The organism is Pseudomonas sp. BRM28 (assembly GCF_002939405.1).
GTDB classification, from domain to species: Bacteria; Pseudomonadota; Gammaproteobacteria; order Pseudomonadales; family Pseudomonadaceae; genus Aquipseudomonas; species Aquipseudomonas palmensis.
This window is the reverse complement of sequence record NZ_PEFV01000001.1, coordinates 2,073,093-2,091,596: the sequence shown is the minus strand read 5'-3', so window position 1 is coordinate 2,091,596 and position 18,504 is coordinate 2,073,093. Positions and strand designations below refer to the sequence as shown.

The following is an 18,504-nucleotide window of genomic DNA, read 5'->3' as shown; positions in this document are numbered from 1 at the left end:
AGGTCGCACTGCACCCTGTACCGCAATGACAGGCGTATCATGCGCCCTAGAGCAGCAACAACTTCTGACTGCGGTCGGCATGTACTGGCCGCGGCACTTTTCCACTGCCGTGGGACTCAATGATGAGCAAACAGATTCCAGTACATGACGTCACCCCACCTGCCAAGAAAGATGCCGGCGGCGTCGACCTCTATGCCGCACGGGAAAAGATCTACACCCGCGCCTTCACCGGCCTGTTCCGCAACCTGCGCATGGCCGGCGGGGCCCTCCTGTTTCTGCTGTACTTCGGTACCGTCTGGCTGAACTGGGGCGGGCACCAGGCCGTGTGGTGGAACCTGCCCGAGCGCAAGTTCTACATCTTCGGCACCACCATCTGGCCCCAGGACTTCATCCTGCTCTCGGGCATCCTGATCGTCGCGGCCTTCGGCCTGTTCTTCATCACCGTGTTCGCCGGGCGCGTGTGGTGCGGCTATACCTGCCCGCAAAGCGTGTGGACCTGGATCTTCATGTGGTGCGAGAAGGTCACCGAAGGCGACCGCAACCAGCGCATCAAGCTCGACAAGGCGCCCATGAGCGCCAACAAGCTGGTGCGCAAGCTGGCCAAGCACAGCCTGTGGCTGAGCATCGGCTTCGTCACCGGCATGACCTTCGTCGGCTACTTCAGCCCCATTCGCGAACTGAGCATCGAATTCTTCACCGGCCAGGCCGACGGCTGGGCCTACTTCTGGGTCGGCTTCTTCACCCTGGCCACCTACGGCAACGCCGGCTGGCTGCGTGAGCAGGTGTGCATCTACATGTGCCCGTATGCGCGCTTCCAGAGCGTGATGTTCGACAAGGATACGCTGATCGTGTCGTACGACCCGCGGCGCGGCGAAACCCGCGGCCCGCGCAAGAAGGACATGGACTACAAGGCCAAGGGCCTGGGCGACTGCATCGACTGCACCATGTGCGTGCAGGTGTGCCCGACCGGCATCGACATCCGCGACGGCCTGCAGATCGAGTGCATCGGCTGCGCCGCCTGCATCGATGCCTGCGACACCATCATGGACAAGATGGAGTACCCGCGCGGGCTGATCAGCTACACCACCGAGCACAACCTGTCGGGGCAGAAGACGCACATGCTGCGCCCACGCCTGATCGGCTACTTCGTGGTGCTGCTGGTGATGATCGGCCTGCTGGCCACCGCCTTCCTCATGCGCCCGCTGGTGGGCTTCGACGTGAGCAAGGACCGCGTGCTGTACCGCGAGAACGCCCAGGGCCGCATCGAGAACGTGTACAGCCTCAAGGTGATGAACAAGGACCAGCGCGACCACGTGTACGTGCTCGATGCCTCCGGCCTGCCGGACCTCAAGCTCGAAGGCGCGCGGGAGATCCGCGTGGCGGCCGGCGATATCGTCAGCCTGCCGGTACAACTGTCGATGGCACCGGAAGATCTGCCTTCGACTGCCAACGAAGTCACCTTCACCCTCAAGGACGCCGACGACAACGGCACCCAGGTCGAAGCCAAGAGCCGTTTCATCGGCCCCAACATTCGCTAAGAGAGTAGAGACATGCCTGCAAACGCCTCCAGCCCCTGGCACCACCACCTCTGGCCGTGGATCATCATCGGCGTGCTGGCCACGTCGGTGACCTTGAGCCTGACCATGGTGACCATCGCGGTGAACAACCCGGACAACCTGGTCAACGACAACTACTACGAGGCTGGCAAGGGCATCAACCGCTCGCTGGACCGCGAGCTGCTGGGGCAGAGCCTGAAGCTCAAGGCCAGCGTGCACCTGGACGAGCTGACCGGCGAAGTGGACCTGCGCCTGAGCGGTGACAGCCAGCCGCAGACCCTGGAGCTGAACCTGATCTCGCCGACCCAGCCGGAGAAGGACCGCAAGATCATGCTGACCCGCAGCGAAAGCGAGCCCGGGCGTTACCTGGGGCAGTTGAGCGACAAGGTCGAGGGCCGGCGTTTCGTCGAGCTGCTGGGTACCGAAAAGGGCCAGGTATGGCGCCTGTTCGAAGAAGAGCAAGTGGCGCACGACACCACGCTGATGCTGGGTGACGAGGCGCTGCAAGGGGCTGAACACCTCGAGAAATGAGTCGACTGCAATCGCGGGTCAAGCCCGCTCCCACAGGTTTTCGGTGCTCAGACACCCTGTGGGAGCGGGCTTGACCCGCGACAAGGTCACCACCCATCTGCGATAGATAACAATGACCAGCCCCACGCCTTGCTACCACTGCGCCCTGCCCGTCCCGGCCGGCAGCCACTTCACCGCCGTGGTACTCGGCGAACCCCGTGCATTCTGCTGCCCCGGCTGCCAGGCCGTGGCCGAAGCCATCGTCGCCGGCAACCTGGAAAGCTACTACCAGCACCGCAGCGAAGCCAGCGCCAACCCCGACGCGCTGCCCGTGCAACTGGTCGACGAACTGGCCCTGTACGATCGCAGCGACGTGCAGAAGCCTTTTGTGCGCCACACCGGCGAACTCGCTGAAACCACCCTGATGATCGAAGGCATCAGTTGCGCCGCCTGCGGCTGGCTGATCGAAAAGCACCTGCGCAACCTGCCGGCGGTGGCCGAGGCGCGACTGAACCTGTCCAACCATCGCCTGCAGGTGCAATGGGCCGACAGCCAGCTGCCGCTCTCGCAACTGTTGGGTGAACTGCGCCATATCGGCTACGCCGCCCACCCCTACCAGGCCGACCGCGCCGCCGAGCAGCTGGCCAGCGAGAACCGCACCGCCCTGCGCCAGCTCGGCGTGGCCGGCCTGCTGTGGTTCCAGGCCATGATGGCAACCATGGCCACCTGGCCCGAGTTCAACATCGACCTGAGCCCGGAGCTGCACACCATCCTGCGCTGGGTGGCACTGTTTCTCACCACGCCCATCGTGTTCTACAGCTGCGCGCCGTTCTTCAAGGGCGCCGCCCGCGACCTGCGCACCCGCCACCTGACCATGGACGTCTCGGTGTCGCTGGCCATCGGCCTGGCCTACTTCGCCGGCATCTGGACCGCCATCACCGGCAGCGGCGAGCTGTATTTCGATGCGGTGGGCATGTTCGCGCTGTTCCTGCTGGCCGGGCGCTACCTGGAACGCCGTGCCCGCGAGCGCACCGCCGCAGCCACCGCGCAACTGGTCAACCTGCTGCCGGCCTCGTGCCTGCGCCTGGATGCCGACGGCAACAGCCAGCGCATCCTGCTGCGCGAGCTGCAGACCGGCGACCGGGTCCTGGTACACCCGGGCGCGGTGCTGCCCGCCGACGGGCGCATCATCGACGGCCAGTCGAGCGTCGACGAATCGCTGCTGACCGGCGAGTACCTGCCGCAACCGCGCCAGCGCGGCGATGCGGTGACGGCCGGCACGCTGAACATCGAGAGCGTACTGACCGTGCAGGTGCAGGCCCTGGGCCAGGACACCCGACTGTCGGCCATCGTGCGCCTGCTCGAACGCGCCCAGTCGGAAAAACCTCGCCTGGCCGAGATCGCCGACCGTGCCTCGCAGTGGTTCCTGTTGTTCTCGCTGGTGGCCGCCGCAGCCATCGGCCTGCTGTGGTGGGAACTGGACCCCTCGCGGGCGTTCTGGATCGTGCTGGCCATGCTGGTCGCCACCTGCCCCTGCGCACTCTCGCTGGCCACCCCCACCGCGCTCACCGCGGCCACCGGCACGCTGCACAAGCTCGGCCTGCTGCTCACCCGCGGCCATGTGCTGGAGGGCCTGAACCAGATCGACACGGTGATCTTCGACAAGACCGGCACCCTCACCGAGGGGCGCCTGACATTGCGCGCCATCCGCCCGCTGGGCCCGCTGGACGCCGACCAGTGCCTGACCCTCGCCGCCGCCCTCGAAAGCCGCTCCGAGCACCCGATCGCCCGCGCCTTCGGGCGCACCATCACGGTCGCCGACGACGTGCAGAGCACGCCGGGGCTGGGCCTTGAGGGGCAGGTGGAGAACCGCCGCCTGCGCATCGGCCAGGCCGACTTCGTGTGCGCCCTGAGCCACAGCGCAGTGCCGGCGATGCCCGACGAACCCGGGCAGTGGCTGCTGCTGGGCGACAGCCACGGGCCGCTGGCCTGGTTCGTGCTCGACGACCGCCTGCGCCACGACGCCGCCGACCTGCTGGCAGCCTGCCGTGCCCGCGGCTGGCAGACCCTGCTGCTGTCGGGCGACAGCTCGCCGATGGTGGCCAGCGTCGCCGCCGAGCTGCGCATCGACCAGGCCGTCGGCGGCCTGCGCCCGGACGACAAGCTGCAACGGCTCAAGGCCCTGCAGGCCAAGGGACACAAGGTGCTGATGCTGGGTGACGGGGTCAACGACGTGCCGGTGCTGGCCGCGGCCGACATCAGCATTGCCATGGGCTCGGCCACCGACCTGGCCAAGACCAGCGCCGATGCGGTGCTGTTGTCCAACCGCCTGGAGGCGCTGGTGCAGGCTTTCGGCCTGGCGCGCCGCACGCGCCGGATAATCATCGAGAACCTGCTGTGGGCTGGCCTGTACAATGGCCTCATGCTGCCGTTCGCCGCACTGGGCTGGATCACTCCGATCTGGGCGGCGGTCGGCATGTCGGTCAGTTCGCTGATCGTGGTGCTCAACGCCCTGCGCCTTACGCGCATCCGCGAGCTGCCTGCCACCGCCCCTATCGTCGACGCCGCACACCCCGCGACGGCCTGACCCGGAGACCCCATGCCCGCGCTCTACGTCATGATTCCCGCCGCGCTGCTGATCGTCGCGATCGCCGTGTACATCTTCTTCTGGGCCGTGGACAGCGGCCAGTACGACGACCTCGAAGGCCCGGCCCACAGCATCCTGTTCGACGACCAGGACCCCAAGCACCAGGCCGCCCTGGACCAGGCCGAGCCGCGCAAGCCCGACGACAGCGGCGCCCCGCCCCATGCTTGACCTGTTGCCGCTGCTGAGTTCGGCGCTGATCCTCGGCCTGCTGGGGGGCGGCCACTGCCTGGGCATGTGCGGCGGCCTGATGGGCGCACTCACCCTGGCCATCCCCAAGGCGCAGCGCAGCCGGCGCTTTCAGCTGCTGCTGGCGTACAACCTGGGGCGCATCCTCAGCTATGCCGCTGCCGGCCTGCTGCTGGGCCTGGCCGGCTGGGCGGTGGCGGGCGGCCCGCTGGCCACCGGCATGCGCGTGCTCGCGGCGCTGCTGCTGATCAGCATGGGCCTGTACCTGGCCGGCTGGTGGAGCGGCCTGACCCGCATCGAAAGCCTGGGGCGCGGCCTGTGGCGGCACATACAGCCGGTGGCCAATCGCCTGCTGCCGGTGTCGAGCCTGCCGCGCGCGCTGCTGCTGGGCGCGCTGTGGGGCTGGTTGCCGTGCGGGCTTGTCTACAGCACCCTGCTGTGGGCCGCCAGCCAGGGCAACGCCACCCACAGCGCCCTGCTGATGCTGGCCTTCGGCCTGGGCACCTGGCCGGTGCTGCTGGCCACGGGGCTGGCTGCCGAGCGCACCAGCGCCCTGCTGCGCAAGCGCGGGGTACGCGTGACGGGAGGCCTGCTGGTGATCCTGTTCGGCCTGTGGACCCTGCCGGGGCCGCACCAGCACTGGCTCATGGGGCACTGAACACCCGTTGATACAAATCAACACGCCCTGACACAACGCTCCCTAGACTCCGGACACTGCCGCCATTCCAGGGACTGCCACCATGCTCGACGCCCTCCACTGGGACCCCGACCTTATTCGCCGTTACGATCTGGCGGGCCCGCGCTACACCTCCTACCCGACCGCCGTGCAACTGCACAGCCAGGTCGGCTCGTTCGACCTGTTGCACGCCCTGCGTGACAGCCGCCGCGCCGCGCGCCCGCTGTCGCTGTACGTGCACGTGCCGTTCTGCGCCAACATCTGCTACTACTGCGCCTGCAACAAGGTGATCACCAAGGACCGCGGCCGCGCCCAGCCCTACCTGCAGCGCCTGGAGCAGGAAATCCAGCTGATCGCCTGCCACCTGGACCCGCGCCAGACCGTGGAGCAGCTGCACCTGGGCGGCGGTACACCGACGTTCCTCAGCCACGCCGAACTGCGCCAGCTGATGACGCACCTGCGTCAGCACTTCAACCTGCTGGATGATGATTCGGGCGACTACGGCATCGAGATCGACCCGCGCGAGGCCGACTGGTCGACCATGGGGCTGCTGCGCGAACTGGGCTTCAACCGTGTCAGCCTGGGCGTGCAAGACCTCGACCCGGTGGTGCAACGGGCCATCAACCGCCCGCAAAGCCTGGAGCAGACCCGCGCGATCATCGAGGCGGCGCGCACCCTGCAGTTTCGCTCGATCAACCTCGACCTGATCTACGGCCTGCCCAAGCAGAGTACCGAAGGCTTTGCACGCACCGTCGAGGAAGTGATCAAGCTGCAGCCCGACCGCCTCTCGGTGTTCAACTATGCGCACCTGCCCGAGCGTTTCATGCCCCAGCGGCGCATCGACAGCAGCGACCTGCCGGCGCCTGCGCTGAAACTGGAAATGCTGCACAACACCATCGAGCAGCTGACCGAGGCAGGCTATCGCTACATCGGCATGGACCATTTCGCCCTGCCCGACGACGAACTGGCCATTGCCCAGGAAGAGTCGACCCTGCAGCGCAACTTCCAGGGCTACACCACCCACGGCCACTGCGACCTGATCGGCCTTGGCGTGTCGGCCATCAGCCAGATCGGCGACCTGTACTGCCAGAACAGCAGTGATCTGAACGAATACCAGAACACCCTCGGCGCCTCGCAGTTGCCCACCAGTCGCGGCCTGATCTGCAACGAGGACGACCGCATCCGCCGCGCGGTGATCCAGCAGCTGATCTGCCATTTCGAACTGGAGTTCGAGACCATCGAGCGCGCCTTCACCCTCGATTTTCGCGGTTACTTCAACGCGCAGTGGCCTGCCCTGCTGGGCATGGCCAAGGACGGCCTGATCAGCCTGGATGCCAACGGGATCAAGGTGTTGCCGGCGGGGCGCCTGCTGGTACGCTCGGTATGCATGGTGTTCGATGCCTACCTGGACCTGCACAACCGCCAGCGGTTTTCGCGGGTGATTTGAATCAGCCCATCAACTCGAACACCTTCGCGACCTGATCAAGGCTCAGGTTCTCCTGCTTCATTGCCTTGTTCAGGTTGGCGGTGGCGGTGGTGATTGCCCCCGTCAGCGTGGCGATCTCACCCTGCAGCGATGAGACCTTTTGCCGCATCTGCTCGGGGGTCAGGGAGTTGTCTCGCATGACGGCCTGCATCTGCTGCATCTTTTCAGCCAGTTGCTGCTGCAGCTTGCGGATGGTCTTGAGGGTCTGCTGGATGGTCTGGGGCAGACCGCTTTCCTCGATGTCCTTGTTGCCGCCGCTGCTTTTGGACGCCTGCAGGCCCGCCAGGGACAGGTTGACCCTGACCCCCTCCTTGGCAGGAGCCTCGGCCGGTTGGGCGCTCTGGGCACCGTCGACATTGGTCTTGGCGACAGGGGGTTTGAGTTGGGTTGCAGCGCTATTCAGAGGATTTGAATCGATAGAGAGCATGGACAGTCTTTCCTGTTAAGGACACTATTCCAGGTCATCGGCCAAACATCGCCGATCTTGAGCCCAGCACGCACCAAAAGCGCGCACGCTGGCCTGAACCCGGCCGTCTGAGTTACCCTTACGGCTTATGTGTGCTTTCCCCAGAAGGATCGAATGAAAATGTCCGAGCCAGTTAAACTGCGCCCTCACAACCAGGCCCATTGCAAGGATTGCAGCCTGGCGCCCTTGTGCCTGCCTCTTTCGCTGAATCTGGAAGACATGGACGCACTGGACGAAATCGTCAAGCGCGGGCGTCCGTTGAAAAAAGGCGAGTTTCTGTTCCGCCAGGGCGACAACTTCGGCTCGGTTTACGCCGTGCGCTCCGGCGCCCTGAAGACCTTCAGCCTGAGCGACGCGGGCGAGGAGCAGATCACCGGCTTCCACCTGCCCAGCGAGCTGGTCGGGCTGTCGGGCATGGACACCGAGGCCTACCCGGTATCGGCGCAGGCCCAGGAAACCACTTCGGTGTGCGAGATCCCCTTCGAGCGCCTGGACGAGCTGTCGGTGCAACTGCCGCAGCTGCGTCGCCAACTGATGCGGGTGATGAGCCGCGAGATTCGCGACGACCAGCAGATGATGCTGCTGCTGTCCAAGAAGACTGCGGACGAGCGCATCGCCACCTTCCTGGTCAACCTGTCGGCGCGCTTTCGCGCACGCGGCTACTCGGCCAACCAGTTCCGCCTGAGCATGTCGCGCAACGAAATCGGCAACTACCTGGGCCTGGCGGTGGAAACCGTGTCACGGGTGTTCACGCGCTTCCAGCAGAACGGCCTGATCGAGGCCGAAGGCAAGGAAGTACGCATCATCGACCCGATTCAGCTGTGCGCCCTGGCCGGCGGCTCGCTGGACAGCTGACACCTGGCGCAGCAGGTATACTGGCTGGCGTTTGCCCTTCAGGATACCTGCCCCATGCCGACCGATGCGTTCGACCTCAAATCCCTGATCCGCCCGGTAACGGACTTTCCCAAGCCGGGGGTGATCTTTCGCGACATTACCCCGCTGTTCCAGTCCCCTCGGGGCCTGCGCCACGTTGCCGACCAATTCATCGAACGCTATGTCGAGGCTGACTTCAGCCATGTCGGGGCGCTGGATGCGCGCGGCTTCCTGATCGGCTCGATCATTGCCCACCAGCTCAACAAGCCGCTGATCCTGTTTCGCAAGCAGGGCAAGCTGCCGGCCGATGTGCTGGCCGAGGGTTACCAGACCGAATATGGCGAGGCGTTTCTGGAAGTGCATGCCGACAGCCTGTGCGAGGGCGATGCGGTGCTGATCATGGATGACCTGATCGCCACCGGCGGAACCCTGCTGGCAGCGGCCAAGCTGATACGGCGCATGGGGGCGGCCGTGTTCGAGGCGGCGGCGATCATCGACCTGCCGGAGCTGGGCGGCTCGCAGAAGCTGCAGGCGGCAGGGGTGCAGACGTTCTGCCTGACCGAGTTTTCGCTCAGCGAATATTGATGGGGCCGCTGCGCAGCCAATCGCGGGTCAAGCCGGCTCCCACAAGGTGTTACGCAACCCCTGTAGGAGCGGGCTTGACCCGCGATTGGCCGGCACGGTCACAGCGTGATCGGCTTGCGCCCCGCGAACGAATGGGCCAGCGTTCCGCCATCCACCAGTTCCAGCTCCCCGCCCAGCGGCACACCATGGGCGATGCGTGAAGCCACCAGCCCCTTGTCCGCCAGCAGCTGCGCGATGTAATGCGCCGTGGCCTCCCCTTCCACCGTGGGGTTGGTGGCCAGGATCACCTCGGTGAAGCTGCCCTGCTCGGCAATGCGCGCCAGCAACTGCGGAATCCCGATGGCCTCCGGCCCCAGGCCGTCCAGTGGCGACAGATGCCCCTTGAGCACGAAGTAGCGGCCGCGATAACCGGTCTGCTCCACCGCGTACACGTCCATCGGCCCCTCCACCACGCACAGCAGGGTGTCGTCACGCCGTGGGTCGGCGCACTGCGGGCACAGCTCCTGCTCGGTCAGGGTGCGGCACTGACGGCAATGCCCCACCCCCTCCATGGCCTGGCTCAACGCCTGGGCCAGGCGCACGCCGCCGCTGCGGTCACGCTCCAGCAGTTGCAGGGCCATGCGCTGGGCGGTTTTCTGACCCACACCCGGCAGCGTGCGCAAGGCGTCGATCAGTTGGCGAATCAAGGGGCTGAAGCTCATGGTAAAAGGCCTGGCAGATCATCGGTTGAACGGAAAAACGACGATGGGAGCGACAACCGACTGGCTGTGCTCCCACCGAGGGTCACGCAGGCAATGCCTCAGAACGGCATCTTGAAGCCCGGCGGCAGTTGCATGCCGGCGGTCATGCCACCCATCTTTTCCTGGCTGTTGGCCTCGACCTTGCGCACCGCATCGTTCACGGCCGCAGCGATCAGGTCTTCCAGCACTTCCTTGTCTTCCTGCATCAGGCTGTCGTCCAGGCTGATGCGCTTGACGTCATGGCGACCGGTCATCACCACGCTGACCAGGCCGGCGCCCGATTGGCCGGTCACTTCGGCGTTGGCCAGCTCTTCCTGCATCTTGGCCATTTTTTCCTGCATCTGCTGTGCCTGCTTCATCAGGCCGGCCATGCCACCTTTCATCATGGGAATCACCTCGGTATCAAGTTACTTGGCACACCGCGGCAGACCGCGGTGCTGGGGTAAACGGATTAGTCGCCCTGGGCCACCAGGGCGTCGACAGGTTCAATAGTATCGTGACGCACGGTGGCGCCGAACTGCTGGATCATCTGCTGGATGAACGGATCGTTCTCGATCGACGCCTCGGCCTCGCGCTGACGGTCGGCACGCTTGCGCGACGCGGCCTGGGCCGGGGTTTCCTGCTCAGGGCGGATCAGCTCGATGCTCAGGTTCAGGGTACGCCCAAGGTGCTGGTTGAGCGCATCGTTCAGGCGCCGCTGCTGGGTGGCGTTGAACAGGGCGCTGTGCGCCGGGTCCAGGTGCAGCAGCCAGTTGTCGCCGTCCATCGCGATCAGCGTGCAGTTGGCGGCGATGCTGCCGGTCATGCCCGAAATCGGCAGCAGCGGGAACATCTCCAGCCATTGCAACGCCAGGCCGGTGGCCGGTTGCGCAGCAGGCTCTGGCTCGGGCTCCGGTGCAGGCTCCGGCGCGGTCTCGCTGGCCAGCTCGTCCAGGTAGCTGTAGCCCACCGGGTCGATCTCGGCGTCGTAGTAATCTTCGTCCAGCGGTGGCTCGTCGTCGCGCTCCATGCCCGCCGGGCTATAGCTGGCGTGGTCGGCGATCGGTGGCTCATCGTGATGCGCGATGGCCGGCGCGGGCGCGGCTGGCACGGGCGCAGCAATCGCCTCGGGTTCAGGTTCGGGTTGCGGCTCGGGCTCCGGTTCGGGTTCAGGCGCCGCAGCAAGCTCGGGCGCAGGCGCGGCCGGCTCGTTCCAGGGCAGGTCGACCTCGGGCGCGGGCGGCTCGGCAACCTGCGCTTGCAGTACTGGCGCAGCCTGCACCGGCGGCTCGGGTTCGGGCTGCGGGCGGGCAACAGGTTCGGCAACGGGCGTGGGCACGACCGGTGCAGCCACCACCGGCGCGGCGACCGCTGCCACCGCGGGTGGGGAGTCAGCTGTGGCCTGGCTGATCCCCGTCGACTTTAGCGTCGGTGTCGGCGCATCGACGGTGTCGGCCGGGCGGAACGCCAACATGCGCAACAGCACCATCTCGAAGCCGCCACGCGGGTCGGGGGCCAGCGGCAGATCGCGCCGGCCGATCAGGCCCATCTGGTAATAGAACTGCACATCTTCGGCCGGCAGAGCGCCGGCCAGCGCCAGCACGCGGTCACGATCACCCTGGCCGTTGTCCACCGCCTCGGGCAGCGCCTGGGCCACCGCCACGCGGTGAAGCACATTGAGCATTTCAGACAGCACGCCGCTCCAGTCCGGCCCCTGCTCGGCCAGGTGCCGCACGGCTTCGAGCAGGGCTCGTGCGTCCCCTTCGAGCAGGGCCTGGAGCACGCCATAGACCTGGCCGTGATCGAGGGTGCCGAGCATGGCGCGCACATCCGCCGCCAGCACCTTGCCTTCGCCAAAGGCGATGGCCTGGTCGGTGAGGCTCATGGCATCGCGCATCGAACCGTCGGCGGCGCGGCCCAGCAACCACAGGGCGTCGTCTTCGAACGGCACGTTCTCGACCCCGAGCACATGGCTCAGGTGCTCGACCACCCGCTCGGGGGTCATGTTCTTGAGCGAGAACTGCAGGCAGCGCGACAGGATGGTGGCGGGCAGCTTCTGCGGGTCGGTGGTGGCAAGAATGAACTTGACGTAGGGCGGCGGCTCTTCAAGCGTCTTGAGCAAGGCGTTGAACGAGTGGCTGGAGAGCATGTGCACTTCGTCGATCAGGTAGACCTTGAAGCGCCCGCGGCTTGGCGCGTACTGCACGTTGTCGAGCAGCTCGCGGGTATCCTCGACCTTGGTGCGGCTGGCGGCGTCGATCTCGATCAGGTCGACGAAGCGCCCCTCGTCGATCTCGCGGCACACCGAACAGGTGCCGCACGGTGTCGAGGTAATGCCGGTTTCACAGTTGACGCATTTGGCGATGATGCGCGCGATGGTGGTCTTGCCCACCCCGCGGGTGCCGGTGAACAGGTAGGCGTGGTGCAGCCGCTGGTTGTCCAGCGCGTTGATCAGGGCCTTGAGCACATGGGTCTGGCCGACCATTTCGCGGAACGAGCGCGGACGCCATTTACGTGCAAGAACCTGATAACTCATCGAAAACCGTCGGATAGATAGACCAAAGACCGCTAATCCTAGCGGAGCAGGGGCAAAAATGCATCCGCCGTGCATGGGCACGCCGGCCAGTCACCGTTGATCGGACAACGGCCCGGGCTGGCCGGTTGCCTGTCCTCTGGCTGAACACGCGCCAGGCAAAGCTTGGTAACCTATGTGCCAATCGTGAAACAAACTGATATATGTCAGCACGACTTATCAGTCATTTCCTACAAGCTAGGCTAAGCTTTATGCCGTTCGTGCCGACCTTGTTCAAGAACGGCATCCATCGTGCAGATGCGCTGCACAGGCAGCGACAAAACAGTCAAACTTATGGCGGTATTTTTTTAACTCGGCGAAAATGCGAAAAACCAGCCCAGAAATAAACAAAATATTGACACTATCAGTTTGATATCACACATTAGCATCCTAGCAGTGTGACAGACCTTATCTGCCCCAGCAGTTGATCAGATAGCCGTAGGCCGGGATTACACATATGAGTCATGCAGACGACATTGGAAATCTGTTCACCAGGTTTGGGGCAAGTGCGGACAGCTATAAAGAAATCGACACCGAGTTCGAATACCTCGAACCCGCGCTGACGGTGGCTGAACCGATCACACCTGCTGCCGCGCCCGAGCCGGTTGCCCCGGTGGCCGCGACCCTGGCGGCCCTGAAGCTGCCGCCGACCCTGGCATCGGTGCCTGCGCCGGTACAGGCACCAGCTCCTGCGCCGGCAGTCGTTGCGGTGCCCGCGCCCGTGAAGCGTATACCGCCCGCTCCCGAACCGGCTGCACAGCCCGCCGGCGCCCCCCTGTCGCTGCGTGAACAACTCGAAGCGGCGGCTCGCCTGCGCCATGCCACGGCCCAGGGGCTGAATCAGGGTGCACTGGAGCATGCCATGCACAAACCGGCACCGACACGCCCCCAGGCCAGCATCATCGCTGTGGTTTCGGCCAAGGGTGGTGTGGGCAAGACCACCTTTGCCGCCGCGCTGGCCAAGCTGCTGGAGCGCCCGCACGGTCGCGTGGTGGCACTGGACCTGGACCCGCAGAACAGCCTCGCCAGCCAACTGATGCTGCCGCGTACCGCCCCCGGTCTGAGCCAGGCTACCGACAGCGACGAACCCTGGAGCATCCACTGCCACCCGGTGCCCGACTCGACCGCCGAATGCCTGCCATTCGGGCACGCCGACGCCACACAGTTGCGCAGCCTGGAGCAGCGCCTGGCCAACCAGCCTGGCTGGCTGCTGCAGCAATTGGCAACGCTGGCACTGACACCCGCTGACGTACTGATCATCGACATGCCCACCGGCGCCACCCCATGGCTTGCGCCAGTGCTGGAGATGGCCGACCAGGTGGTGGCCCTGACCCTGCCGACTCCAGCCGCCTACCGCGTGCTGGATGAACTGCAGGCCTGGCTTGCGCCCCTGCACCAGCGCAGCCCCGCGCCGCGCTGCAGCTACCTGATCAACAAGGTCGACCCCACCCGCGCGCTGGACCTGGACATGTGCCAGGTACTGCGCCAGCGCATCGGTCGCGAGCTGCTGGGCATGGTCCGTCTCGACCACAGCCTGGACGAAGCCCAGGCCTTCGAATTCGATCCGTTCGTCAAGGTGCCCGACAGCCCTGCCTGCCAGGACCTGCGCGACGTGGCGCATGCCCTTGGCGCCCACCTCGCCCATCACCACCAACAGTCCGGTACCCCATGACCGCCCCCTTAGACCAGGCGTCTGCAGTGCAGGCGCCCAACACGGTTGCGCGCTTGAATGTCTGGCTCGAACGCTTCGGGCAATGGCCCGCCCCGGTGCTGCGCGCGCTGAAGATCGGTGCCGGCCTGATCGGCGCCCTGCTGCTGGTGGCCGTGGTCACCGCACCTCTGGAGCTGGAGCGCCAGTTCGCCTTTGCCGCCCTGTGCTTCGCCGGCCTGCTGATACTGCGCAAGCTGCCCGGGCGCCTGCCAGTGCTGGCCATGGTGGTGTTGTCGCTGGTGGCCACCCTGCGTTATGTGTACTGGCGCGTCACCGACACGCTGGGCTTCGACAGCTGGCTGGACATCGTGTTCGGCTACGGCCTGGTGGCAGCAGAGTTCTATGCCCTGGTGGTGCTGGCGTTCGGCTACATGCAGACCGCCTGGCCCTTGCAGCGCAAGCCCAAGATTCTTACCCAGGACCCCAAGGACTGGCCCACGGTGGATGTGTTCATCCCCACCTACAACGAAGCGCTGAGCATCGTGAAGCTGACGATCTTCGCCGCCCAGGCCATCGACTGGCCGCGCGACAAGCTGCGCGTGCACGTGCTGGATGATGGCCGCCGCGACGATTTTCGCGAGTTCTGCCGGCAGATCGGGGTCAACTACATCGTGCGCGCCGACAACGTCCACGCCAAGGCCGGCAACCTCAACGAGGCCCTGAAAGTCACCGACGGCGAGTACATCGCCATTTTCGACGCCGACCACGTGCCCACGCGCTCCTTCCTGCAGGTGGCGATGGGCTGGTTCCTCAAGGACCCGAAACTGGCCCTGCTGCAGACCCCGCACTTCTTCTTTTCGCCCGACCCGTTCGAGAAGAACCTCGACACGTTCCGCTCGGTGCCCAACGAGGGCGAGCTGTTCTACGGCCTGGTGCAGGACGGCAACGACCTGTGGAACGCCACCTTTTTCTGCGGCTCGTGTGCAGTGATCCGCCGCAGCCACCTGCTGGAAGTGGGCGGCGTGGCCATCGAGACGGTGACCGAAGATGCGCACACCGCGCTCAAGCTCAACCGCAAGGGCTACAACACCGCGTACCTGGCGATCCCCCAGGCTGCGGGCCTGGCCACCGAGAGCCTGTCGCGGCACATCAGCCAGCGCATCCGCTGGGCACGCGGCATGGCGCAGATCTTCCGTACCGACAACCCGTTCATCGGCAAGGGCCTGAGCTTCGGCCAACGCGTGTGCTACGTGAACGCCATGCTGCACTTCTTCTACGGCCTGCCGCGCCTGGTCTTCCTGACCGCGCCGCTGGCGTACCTGATCTTCGGCGCGCAGATCTTCCACGCCTCGGCGCTGATGATCACCGCCTACGTGCTGCCGCACATCTTCCACGCCAGCCTGACCAACTCGCGTATCCAGGGGCGCTTTCGCCATTCGTTCTGGAACGAGGTCTACGAGTCGGTGCTGGCCTGGTACATCATGCGCCCGGTACTGGTGGCGCTGATCAACCCCAAGCTCGGCGGCTTCAACGTGACCGACAAGGGCGGCATCATCGACAAGGAATACTTCGACTGGGAGCTGGCGCGCCCCTACATCATCCTGCTGACCCTGAACCTGATCGGCATGGTGTTCGGTGTGGTGCAACTGATCTGGGGCGACCCGGCCGCAGCCATCACCATCATCATCAACCTGGCCTGGACGATCTACAACGTGATCATCACCAGCGCTGCCGTTGCGGTTGCCAGTGAAACCCGCCAGGTGCGTTCCGAGCCGCGCGTGCGCGCCGAGCTGCCGATTCAGGTGCAGACCGCCGACGGCACCACCATCGACTGCACCACCGTGGACTTCTCGCAAAAGGGCGTGGGCTTCAAGCTTCCCGAGGGCCAGAGCCTGCACAAGGGCCAGGACATCCAGGTGATCCTGATGCGCAAGCAGCAGGCCTGCGTACTGCCGGCCACCGTGGTGTTCAGCCGTGGCGCCATGGTCGGGGTGCAGTTCAAGCCGCTGACCTTGCGCCAGCAGAGCGACTTCGTGCGCCTGACCTTCTCGCGGGCCGACACCTGGGCCGCAACCTGGGGTGGCAGCAAGCCCGACACCCCGTTGAGCGCCCTGCACGATGTGAGCCGCATCGGCGTGCGCGGCATCATGGACCTGGCCCAGGCGACCCTCAGCGCCTTGCGCCATCGTCGCTACAAGCGCAAGCAAGCCCCCACCCACCTCGAACCTTCGTTGGACTCGCAATGACCGTCATGCTTCATACCGACCAACAAGTGAACCTGTCGCGCCGTTCTCGCCGTCTGCTCGCCGGCTCGCTGCTGTGCCTGGGCAGCCTGCTGCAACCTGCCCAGGCCGATGAGGTCGCGGCCAGCGCAGCGGCGCCCGCCACGGAGCCCGCCGCCAGCGAAACGGCGCCGGCGGCACCGGATGCGGCCGGCGAAAAGTACCAGCTCAGCCTCAAGCAGCTGGGCAAGAACTACACCATGAGCCTGCGTGGCGTGGAGTCGACCGACACGGTCAACTTCGACGTGCGGGCCGACGAGGTGGTGACCGGCGCGCAACTGACCCTGCAATACACCTATTCGCCAGCGCTGCTCAGCGACCTCTCGCAGATCAACATCATGGTCAACGACGAAGTGGCCGCCAGCCTGCCGTTGCCCAAGGAAAACGCCGGCGTCCTGCAAAAGCAGGTGATCGACATTCCGCCGTACCTGATCACCGAGTTCAACCGGCTCGGCGTGCAGTTGATCGGCCACTACACCATGCAGTGCGAAGACCCGCTGCATTCGAGCCTGTGGGCCAAGATCAGCAACGAAAGCCAGTTGAGCCTGCAGGTCAAGCCGGTGGTGCTGCCCAACGACCTGGCCCTGCTGCCGCTGCCGCTGTTCGATCGTCGCGACCCACGCGCCCTGAGCCTGCCGTTCGTGTTTGCCGTGGCCCCCGACAACACCACCCTCGAAGCGGCGGGCGCGGTGTCGTCGTGGATCGGTGCACTGGCCAGCTACCGTGGCGCAAACTTCCCCACCAACCTGCACAGCCTGCCCGCCAGCGGCAACGCGGTGGTGCTGGTCAACACCGCCGAGGCCAACCAGGTCGAGGGCCTGACGCTGCCCGACCTCAAGGGCCCGACCCTGTCGCTGGTGAGCAACCCCAACGACCCGCACGGCAAGCTGCTGGTCATCGCCGGACGCGACAGCGCCGAACTCAAGCGCGCCGCCACCGCCCTGGTGATCGGCTACCGCAGCTTCTCCGGCCCCAGCGTGCAGATCGACACCGTCAATGCGCTGCAGCCACGCCAGCCGTATGACGCGCCCAACTGGCTGCCGACCGATCGCCCGGTGCGCCTTGGCGAGCTGATCGACCCGCGTCAGCTCAATGTGTCGGGCTACAACCCCGGCATGATCACCGTGCCGGTGCGCCTGCCACCCGACCTGTTCAACTGGCGCGAACAGGGCGCCCGGCTGGACCTCAAGTACCGCTACACCCCACAGCAGACCTCGTCCAACTCTTCGCTGCTGGTGAGCTTCAACGACACTTTCATCAAGTCGATGAACCTGCCCTCGATCGAGCGCCTGGGCGGCGGCGACAGCCTGCTGGCAGCCCTGAAGAAAGACGACAGCATCGCCCGCGAGGCGAGCATGCTGCTGCCGCTGGACTCGGTCGCCCTGCAGTCGCGCCTGCAGTTCCGCTTCATGTACGACTACATCAAGCAGGGTGAATGCCGCGACATCATCATCGACAACATGCGCGGCGCCATCGACCCGGACTCCACCCTGGACCTGAGCGGCTACGACCACTTCATCGCCATGCCCAACCTGGGCGTGTTCAAGGACAGCGGCTTCCCGTTCACGCGCCTGGCCGACCTGTCCGACTCGGCGGTGATACTGCCCGACAACGCCGGCAGCGCCGACTGGAGCGCCTACCTCACCGTGCTCGGACGCTTTGGCGACTCCACCGGCTACCCGGCCACCGCCGTCACCGTGGCCCAGGCCGGCCAGGTCGATGCCCTGGCCGACAAGGACCTGCTGGTGCTGGCTTCCGGCGACAACCAGCCACTGCTCAAGACCTGGGCCGACTACCTGCCCAGCAGGACCCAGGACGCCAGGCATTACGTGGAGTTCTCCGACCTGCCGATGCGCCTGCGCGAATGGATCAGCCCCGATCCCAAGGCCAACCTGCGCGCCGCGCGCGGTGCGCTCACCTTCACCGGCGAGAACCGCAGCTCGTACGTCACCGGGTTCGAGTCGCCGCTCAAGAGCGGGCGCAGCGTGGTGGTGCTGTCCAGCCCGCAGCCGCAGAACCTGGTGGAGGTCACCGACGCCCTGATCGGCGGCGAGCAGTACACCCAGGCACTGCAAGGCAGCCTTGTGGTGATCAACGGCAGGAATGTCGAATCGCTGGTGGCCGAGCAGGCCTACTACGTGGGGCACCTGGGGCCGTTCCGTTACATCCAGTGGCTGCTGTCCCAGCATGTACCGGCGCTGCTGCTGTTGACCCTGCTGGGGGTTGCCCTGGTCAGCCTGGTGGCGTTCTTCTCGCTGCGCGCCCAGGCCAAACGTCGCCTCAACATCGAGTAAT

At 65.7% G+C, this 18,504-nt stretch carries 15 protein-coding genes; 11 read left to right on the top strand and 4 right to left on the bottom strand.

What is annotated here, in order from left to right:
* The first annotated feature begins 122 nt into the window (after positions 1 to 122).
* From ccoG to hemN, 6 genes are all read left to right on the top strand, one after another.
* Positions 123 to 1,538, top strand: a complete 1,416-nt coding sequence (ccoG, locus tag CR917_RS10050; protein WP_058542067.1) for a cytochrome c oxidase accessory protein CcoG — start codon at positions 123 to 125, stop codon at positions 1,536 to 1,538.
* A gap of 12 nt (positions 1,539 to 1,550) precedes the next feature.
* Positions 1,551 to 2,087: a FixH family protein gene (locus tag CR917_RS10045; protein ID WP_043862382.1), complete on the top strand. Its 537-nt coding sequence runs from the start codon at positions 1,551 to 1,553 to the stop codon at positions 2,085 to 2,087.
* A gap of 112 nt (positions 2,088 to 2,199) precedes the next feature.
* Positions 2,200 to 4,653: a heavy metal translocating P-type ATPase gene (locus tag CR917_RS10040; protein WP_104572239.1), complete on the top strand. Its 2,454-nt coding sequence runs from the start codon at positions 2,200 to 2,202 to the stop codon at positions 4,651 to 4,653.
* A gap of 12 nt (positions 4,654 to 4,665) precedes the next feature.
* Entirely contained in the window at positions 4,666 to 4,881 is a 216-nt protein-coding gene (gene ccoS / locus CR917_RS10035; protein ID WP_054915579.1) for a cbb3-type cytochrome oxidase assembly protein CcoS, read from the top strand.
* Complete coding sequence (locus tag CR917_RS10030) at positions 4,874 to 5,557, top strand: sulfite exporter TauE/SafE family protein (protein WP_043862379.1); 684 nt, start codon at positions 4,874 to 4,876, stop codon at positions 5,555 to 5,557. Before ccoS ends, CR917_RS10030 begins: the two co-directional genes overlap by 8 nt.
* A gap of 82 nt (positions 5,558 to 5,639) precedes the next feature.
* Positions 5,640 to 7,022 carry an oxygen-independent coproporphyrinogen III oxidase gene (gene hemN, locus CR917_RS10025; RefSeq protein WP_058542025.1) on the top strand — a complete coding sequence of 461 codons (1,383 nt, stop codon included), beginning with the start codon at positions 5,640 to 5,642 and terminating at the stop codon, positions 7,020 to 7,022.
* Between the two features lies 1 nt (position 7,023).
* On the opposite strand, the gene CR917_RS10020 is transcribed toward hemN, so the two are convergent.
* Complete coding sequence (locus CR917_RS10020; protein ID WP_043862377.1) at positions 7,024 to 7,488, bottom strand: hypothetical protein; 465 nt, start codon at positions 7,486 to 7,488, stop codon at positions 7,024 to 7,026.
* Between the two features lie 159 nt (positions 7,489 to 7,647).
* On the opposite strand from CR917_RS10020, the gene fnrA reads away from it, so the two are divergent.
* Both fnrA and CR917_RS10010 read left to right on the top strand, forming a co-directional pair.
* Positions 7,648 to 8,382 carry a Crp/Fnr family transcriptional regulator FnrA gene (gene fnrA / locus CR917_RS10015; RefSeq protein ID WP_043862376.1) on the top strand — a complete coding sequence of 245 codons (735 nt, stop codon included), beginning with the start codon at positions 7,648 to 7,650 and terminating at the stop codon, positions 8,380 to 8,382.
* A 54-nt stretch (positions 8,383 to 8,436) separates the two neighbouring features.
* Complete coding sequence (locus tag CR917_RS10010; RefSeq protein ID WP_058542026.1) at positions 8,437 to 8,985, top strand: adenine phosphoribosyltransferase; 549 nt, start codon at positions 8,437 to 8,439, stop codon at positions 8,983 to 8,985.
* A gap of 98 nt (positions 8,986 to 9,083) precedes the next feature.
* On the opposite strand, the gene recR is transcribed toward CR917_RS10010, so the two are convergent.
* The 3 genes from recR to dnaX all read right to left on the bottom strand — a co-directional run bounded on the left by recR (position 9,084) and on the right by dnaX (position 12,240).
* Complete coding sequence (gene recR / locus CR917_RS10005; protein ID WP_043862374.1) at positions 9,084 to 9,686, bottom strand: recombination mediator RecR; 603 nt, start codon at positions 9,684 to 9,686, stop codon at positions 9,084 to 9,086.
* A gap of 98 nt (positions 9,687 to 9,784) precedes the next feature.
* Positions 9,785 to 10,111: a YbaB/EbfC family nucleoid-associated protein gene (locus CR917_RS10000; RefSeq protein WP_010226011.1), complete on the bottom strand. Its 327-nt coding sequence runs from the start codon at positions 10,109 to 10,111 to the stop codon at positions 9,785 to 9,787.
* Positions 10,112 to 10,176: 65 nt separating this feature from the next.
* Positions 10,177 to 12,240 (bottom strand): DNA polymerase III subunit gamma/tau, encoded by a 2,064-nt coding sequence (gene dnaX / locus CR917_RS09995; protein ID WP_104572238.1) that lies wholly within the window; start codon positions 12,238 to 12,240, stop codon positions 10,177 to 10,179.
* A 493-nt stretch (positions 12,241 to 12,733) separates the two neighbouring features.
* Here dnaX and bcsQ point away from each other — a divergent pair, with 493 nt between their 5' ends.
* From bcsQ to bcsB, 3 genes are read left to right on the top strand one after another with little or no spacing between them, the layout of a single operon-like run.
* The gene (gene bcsQ / locus CR917_RS09990) at positions 12,734 to 13,948 is read left to right on the top strand and encodes a cellulose biosynthesis protein BcsQ (protein ID WP_104572237.1); all 1,215 of its coding nucleotides are present in this window, start codon (positions 12,734 to 12,736) and stop codon (positions 13,946 to 13,948) included.
* Positions 13,945 to 16,173: a UDP-forming cellulose synthase catalytic subunit gene (bcsA, locus tag CR917_RS09985; protein ID WP_043862371.1), complete on the top strand. Its 2,229-nt coding sequence runs from the start codon at positions 13,945 to 13,947 to the stop codon at positions 16,171 to 16,173. Before bcsQ ends, bcsA begins: the two co-directional genes overlap by 4 nt.
* A complete protein-coding gene (gene bcsB, locus CR917_RS09980; protein ID WP_043862370.1) occupies positions 16,170 to 18,503 on the top strand; it encodes a cellulose biosynthesis cyclic di-GMP-binding regulatory protein BcsB in 2,334 nt (777 codons plus the stop codon). Before bcsA ends, bcsB begins: the two co-directional genes overlap by 4 nt.
* The last annotated feature ends 1 nt before the right edge of the window (position 18,504 follow it).

What these genes read in the sequence shown, in the direction of transcription:
- ccoG (WP_058542067.1), top strand. Translation starts at nt 123, where the DNA reads ATGAGCAAACAGATTCCAGTACATGACGTCACCCCACCTGCCAAGAAA.
- CR917_RS10045 (WP_043862382.1), top strand. Translation starts at nt 1,551, where the DNA reads ATGCCTGCAAACGCCTCCAGCCCCTGGCACCACCACCTCTGGCCGTGG.
- CR917_RS10040 (WP_104572239.1), top strand. Translation starts at nt 2,200, where the DNA reads ATGACCAGCCCCACGCCTTGCTACCACTGCGCCCTGCCCGTCCCGGCC.
- ccoS (WP_054915579.1), top strand. Translation starts at nt 4,666, where the DNA reads ATGCCCGCGCTCTACGTCATGATTCCCGCCGCGCTGCTGATCGTCGCG.
- CR917_RS10030 (WP_043862379.1), top strand. Translation starts at nt 4,874, where the DNA reads ATGCTTGACCTGTTGCCGCTGCTGAGTTCGGCGCTGATCCTCGGCCTG.
- hemN (WP_058542025.1), top strand. Translation starts at nt 5,640, where the DNA reads ATGCTCGACGCCCTCCACTGGGACCCCGACCTTATTCGCCGTTACGAT.
- CR917_RS10020 (WP_043862377.1), bottom strand. Translation starts at nt 7,488, where the DNA reads ATGCTCTCTATCGATTCAAATCCTCTGAATAGCGCTGCAACCCAACTC.
- fnrA (WP_043862376.1), top strand. Translation starts at nt 7,648, where the DNA reads ATGTCCGAGCCAGTTAAACTGCGCCCTCACAACCAGGCCCATTGCAAG.
- CR917_RS10010 (WP_058542026.1), top strand. Translation starts at nt 8,437, where the DNA reads ATGCCGACCGATGCGTTCGACCTCAAATCCCTGATCCGCCCGGTAACG.
- recR (WP_043862374.1), bottom strand. Translation starts at nt 9,686, where the DNA reads ATGAGCTTCAGCCCCTTGATTCGCCAACTGATCGACGCCTTGCGCACG.
- CR917_RS10000 (WP_010226011.1), bottom strand. Translation starts at nt 10,111, where the DNA reads ATGATGAAAGGTGGCATGGCCGGCCTGATGAAGCAGGCACAGCAGATG.
- dnaX (WP_104572238.1), bottom strand. Translation starts at nt 12,240, where the DNA reads ATGAGTTATCAGGTTCTTGCACGTAAATGGCGTCCGCGCTCGTTCCGC.
- bcsQ (WP_104572237.1), top strand. Translation starts at nt 12,734, where the DNA reads ATGAGTCATGCAGACGACATTGGAAATCTGTTCACCAGGTTTGGGGCA.
- bcsA (WP_043862371.1), top strand. Translation starts at nt 13,945, where the DNA reads ATGACCGCCCCCTTAGACCAGGCGTCTGCAGTGCAGGCGCCCAACACG.
- bcsB (WP_043862370.1), top strand. Translation starts at nt 16,170, where the DNA reads ATGACCGTCATGCTTCATACCGACCAACAAGTGAACCTGTCGCGCCGT.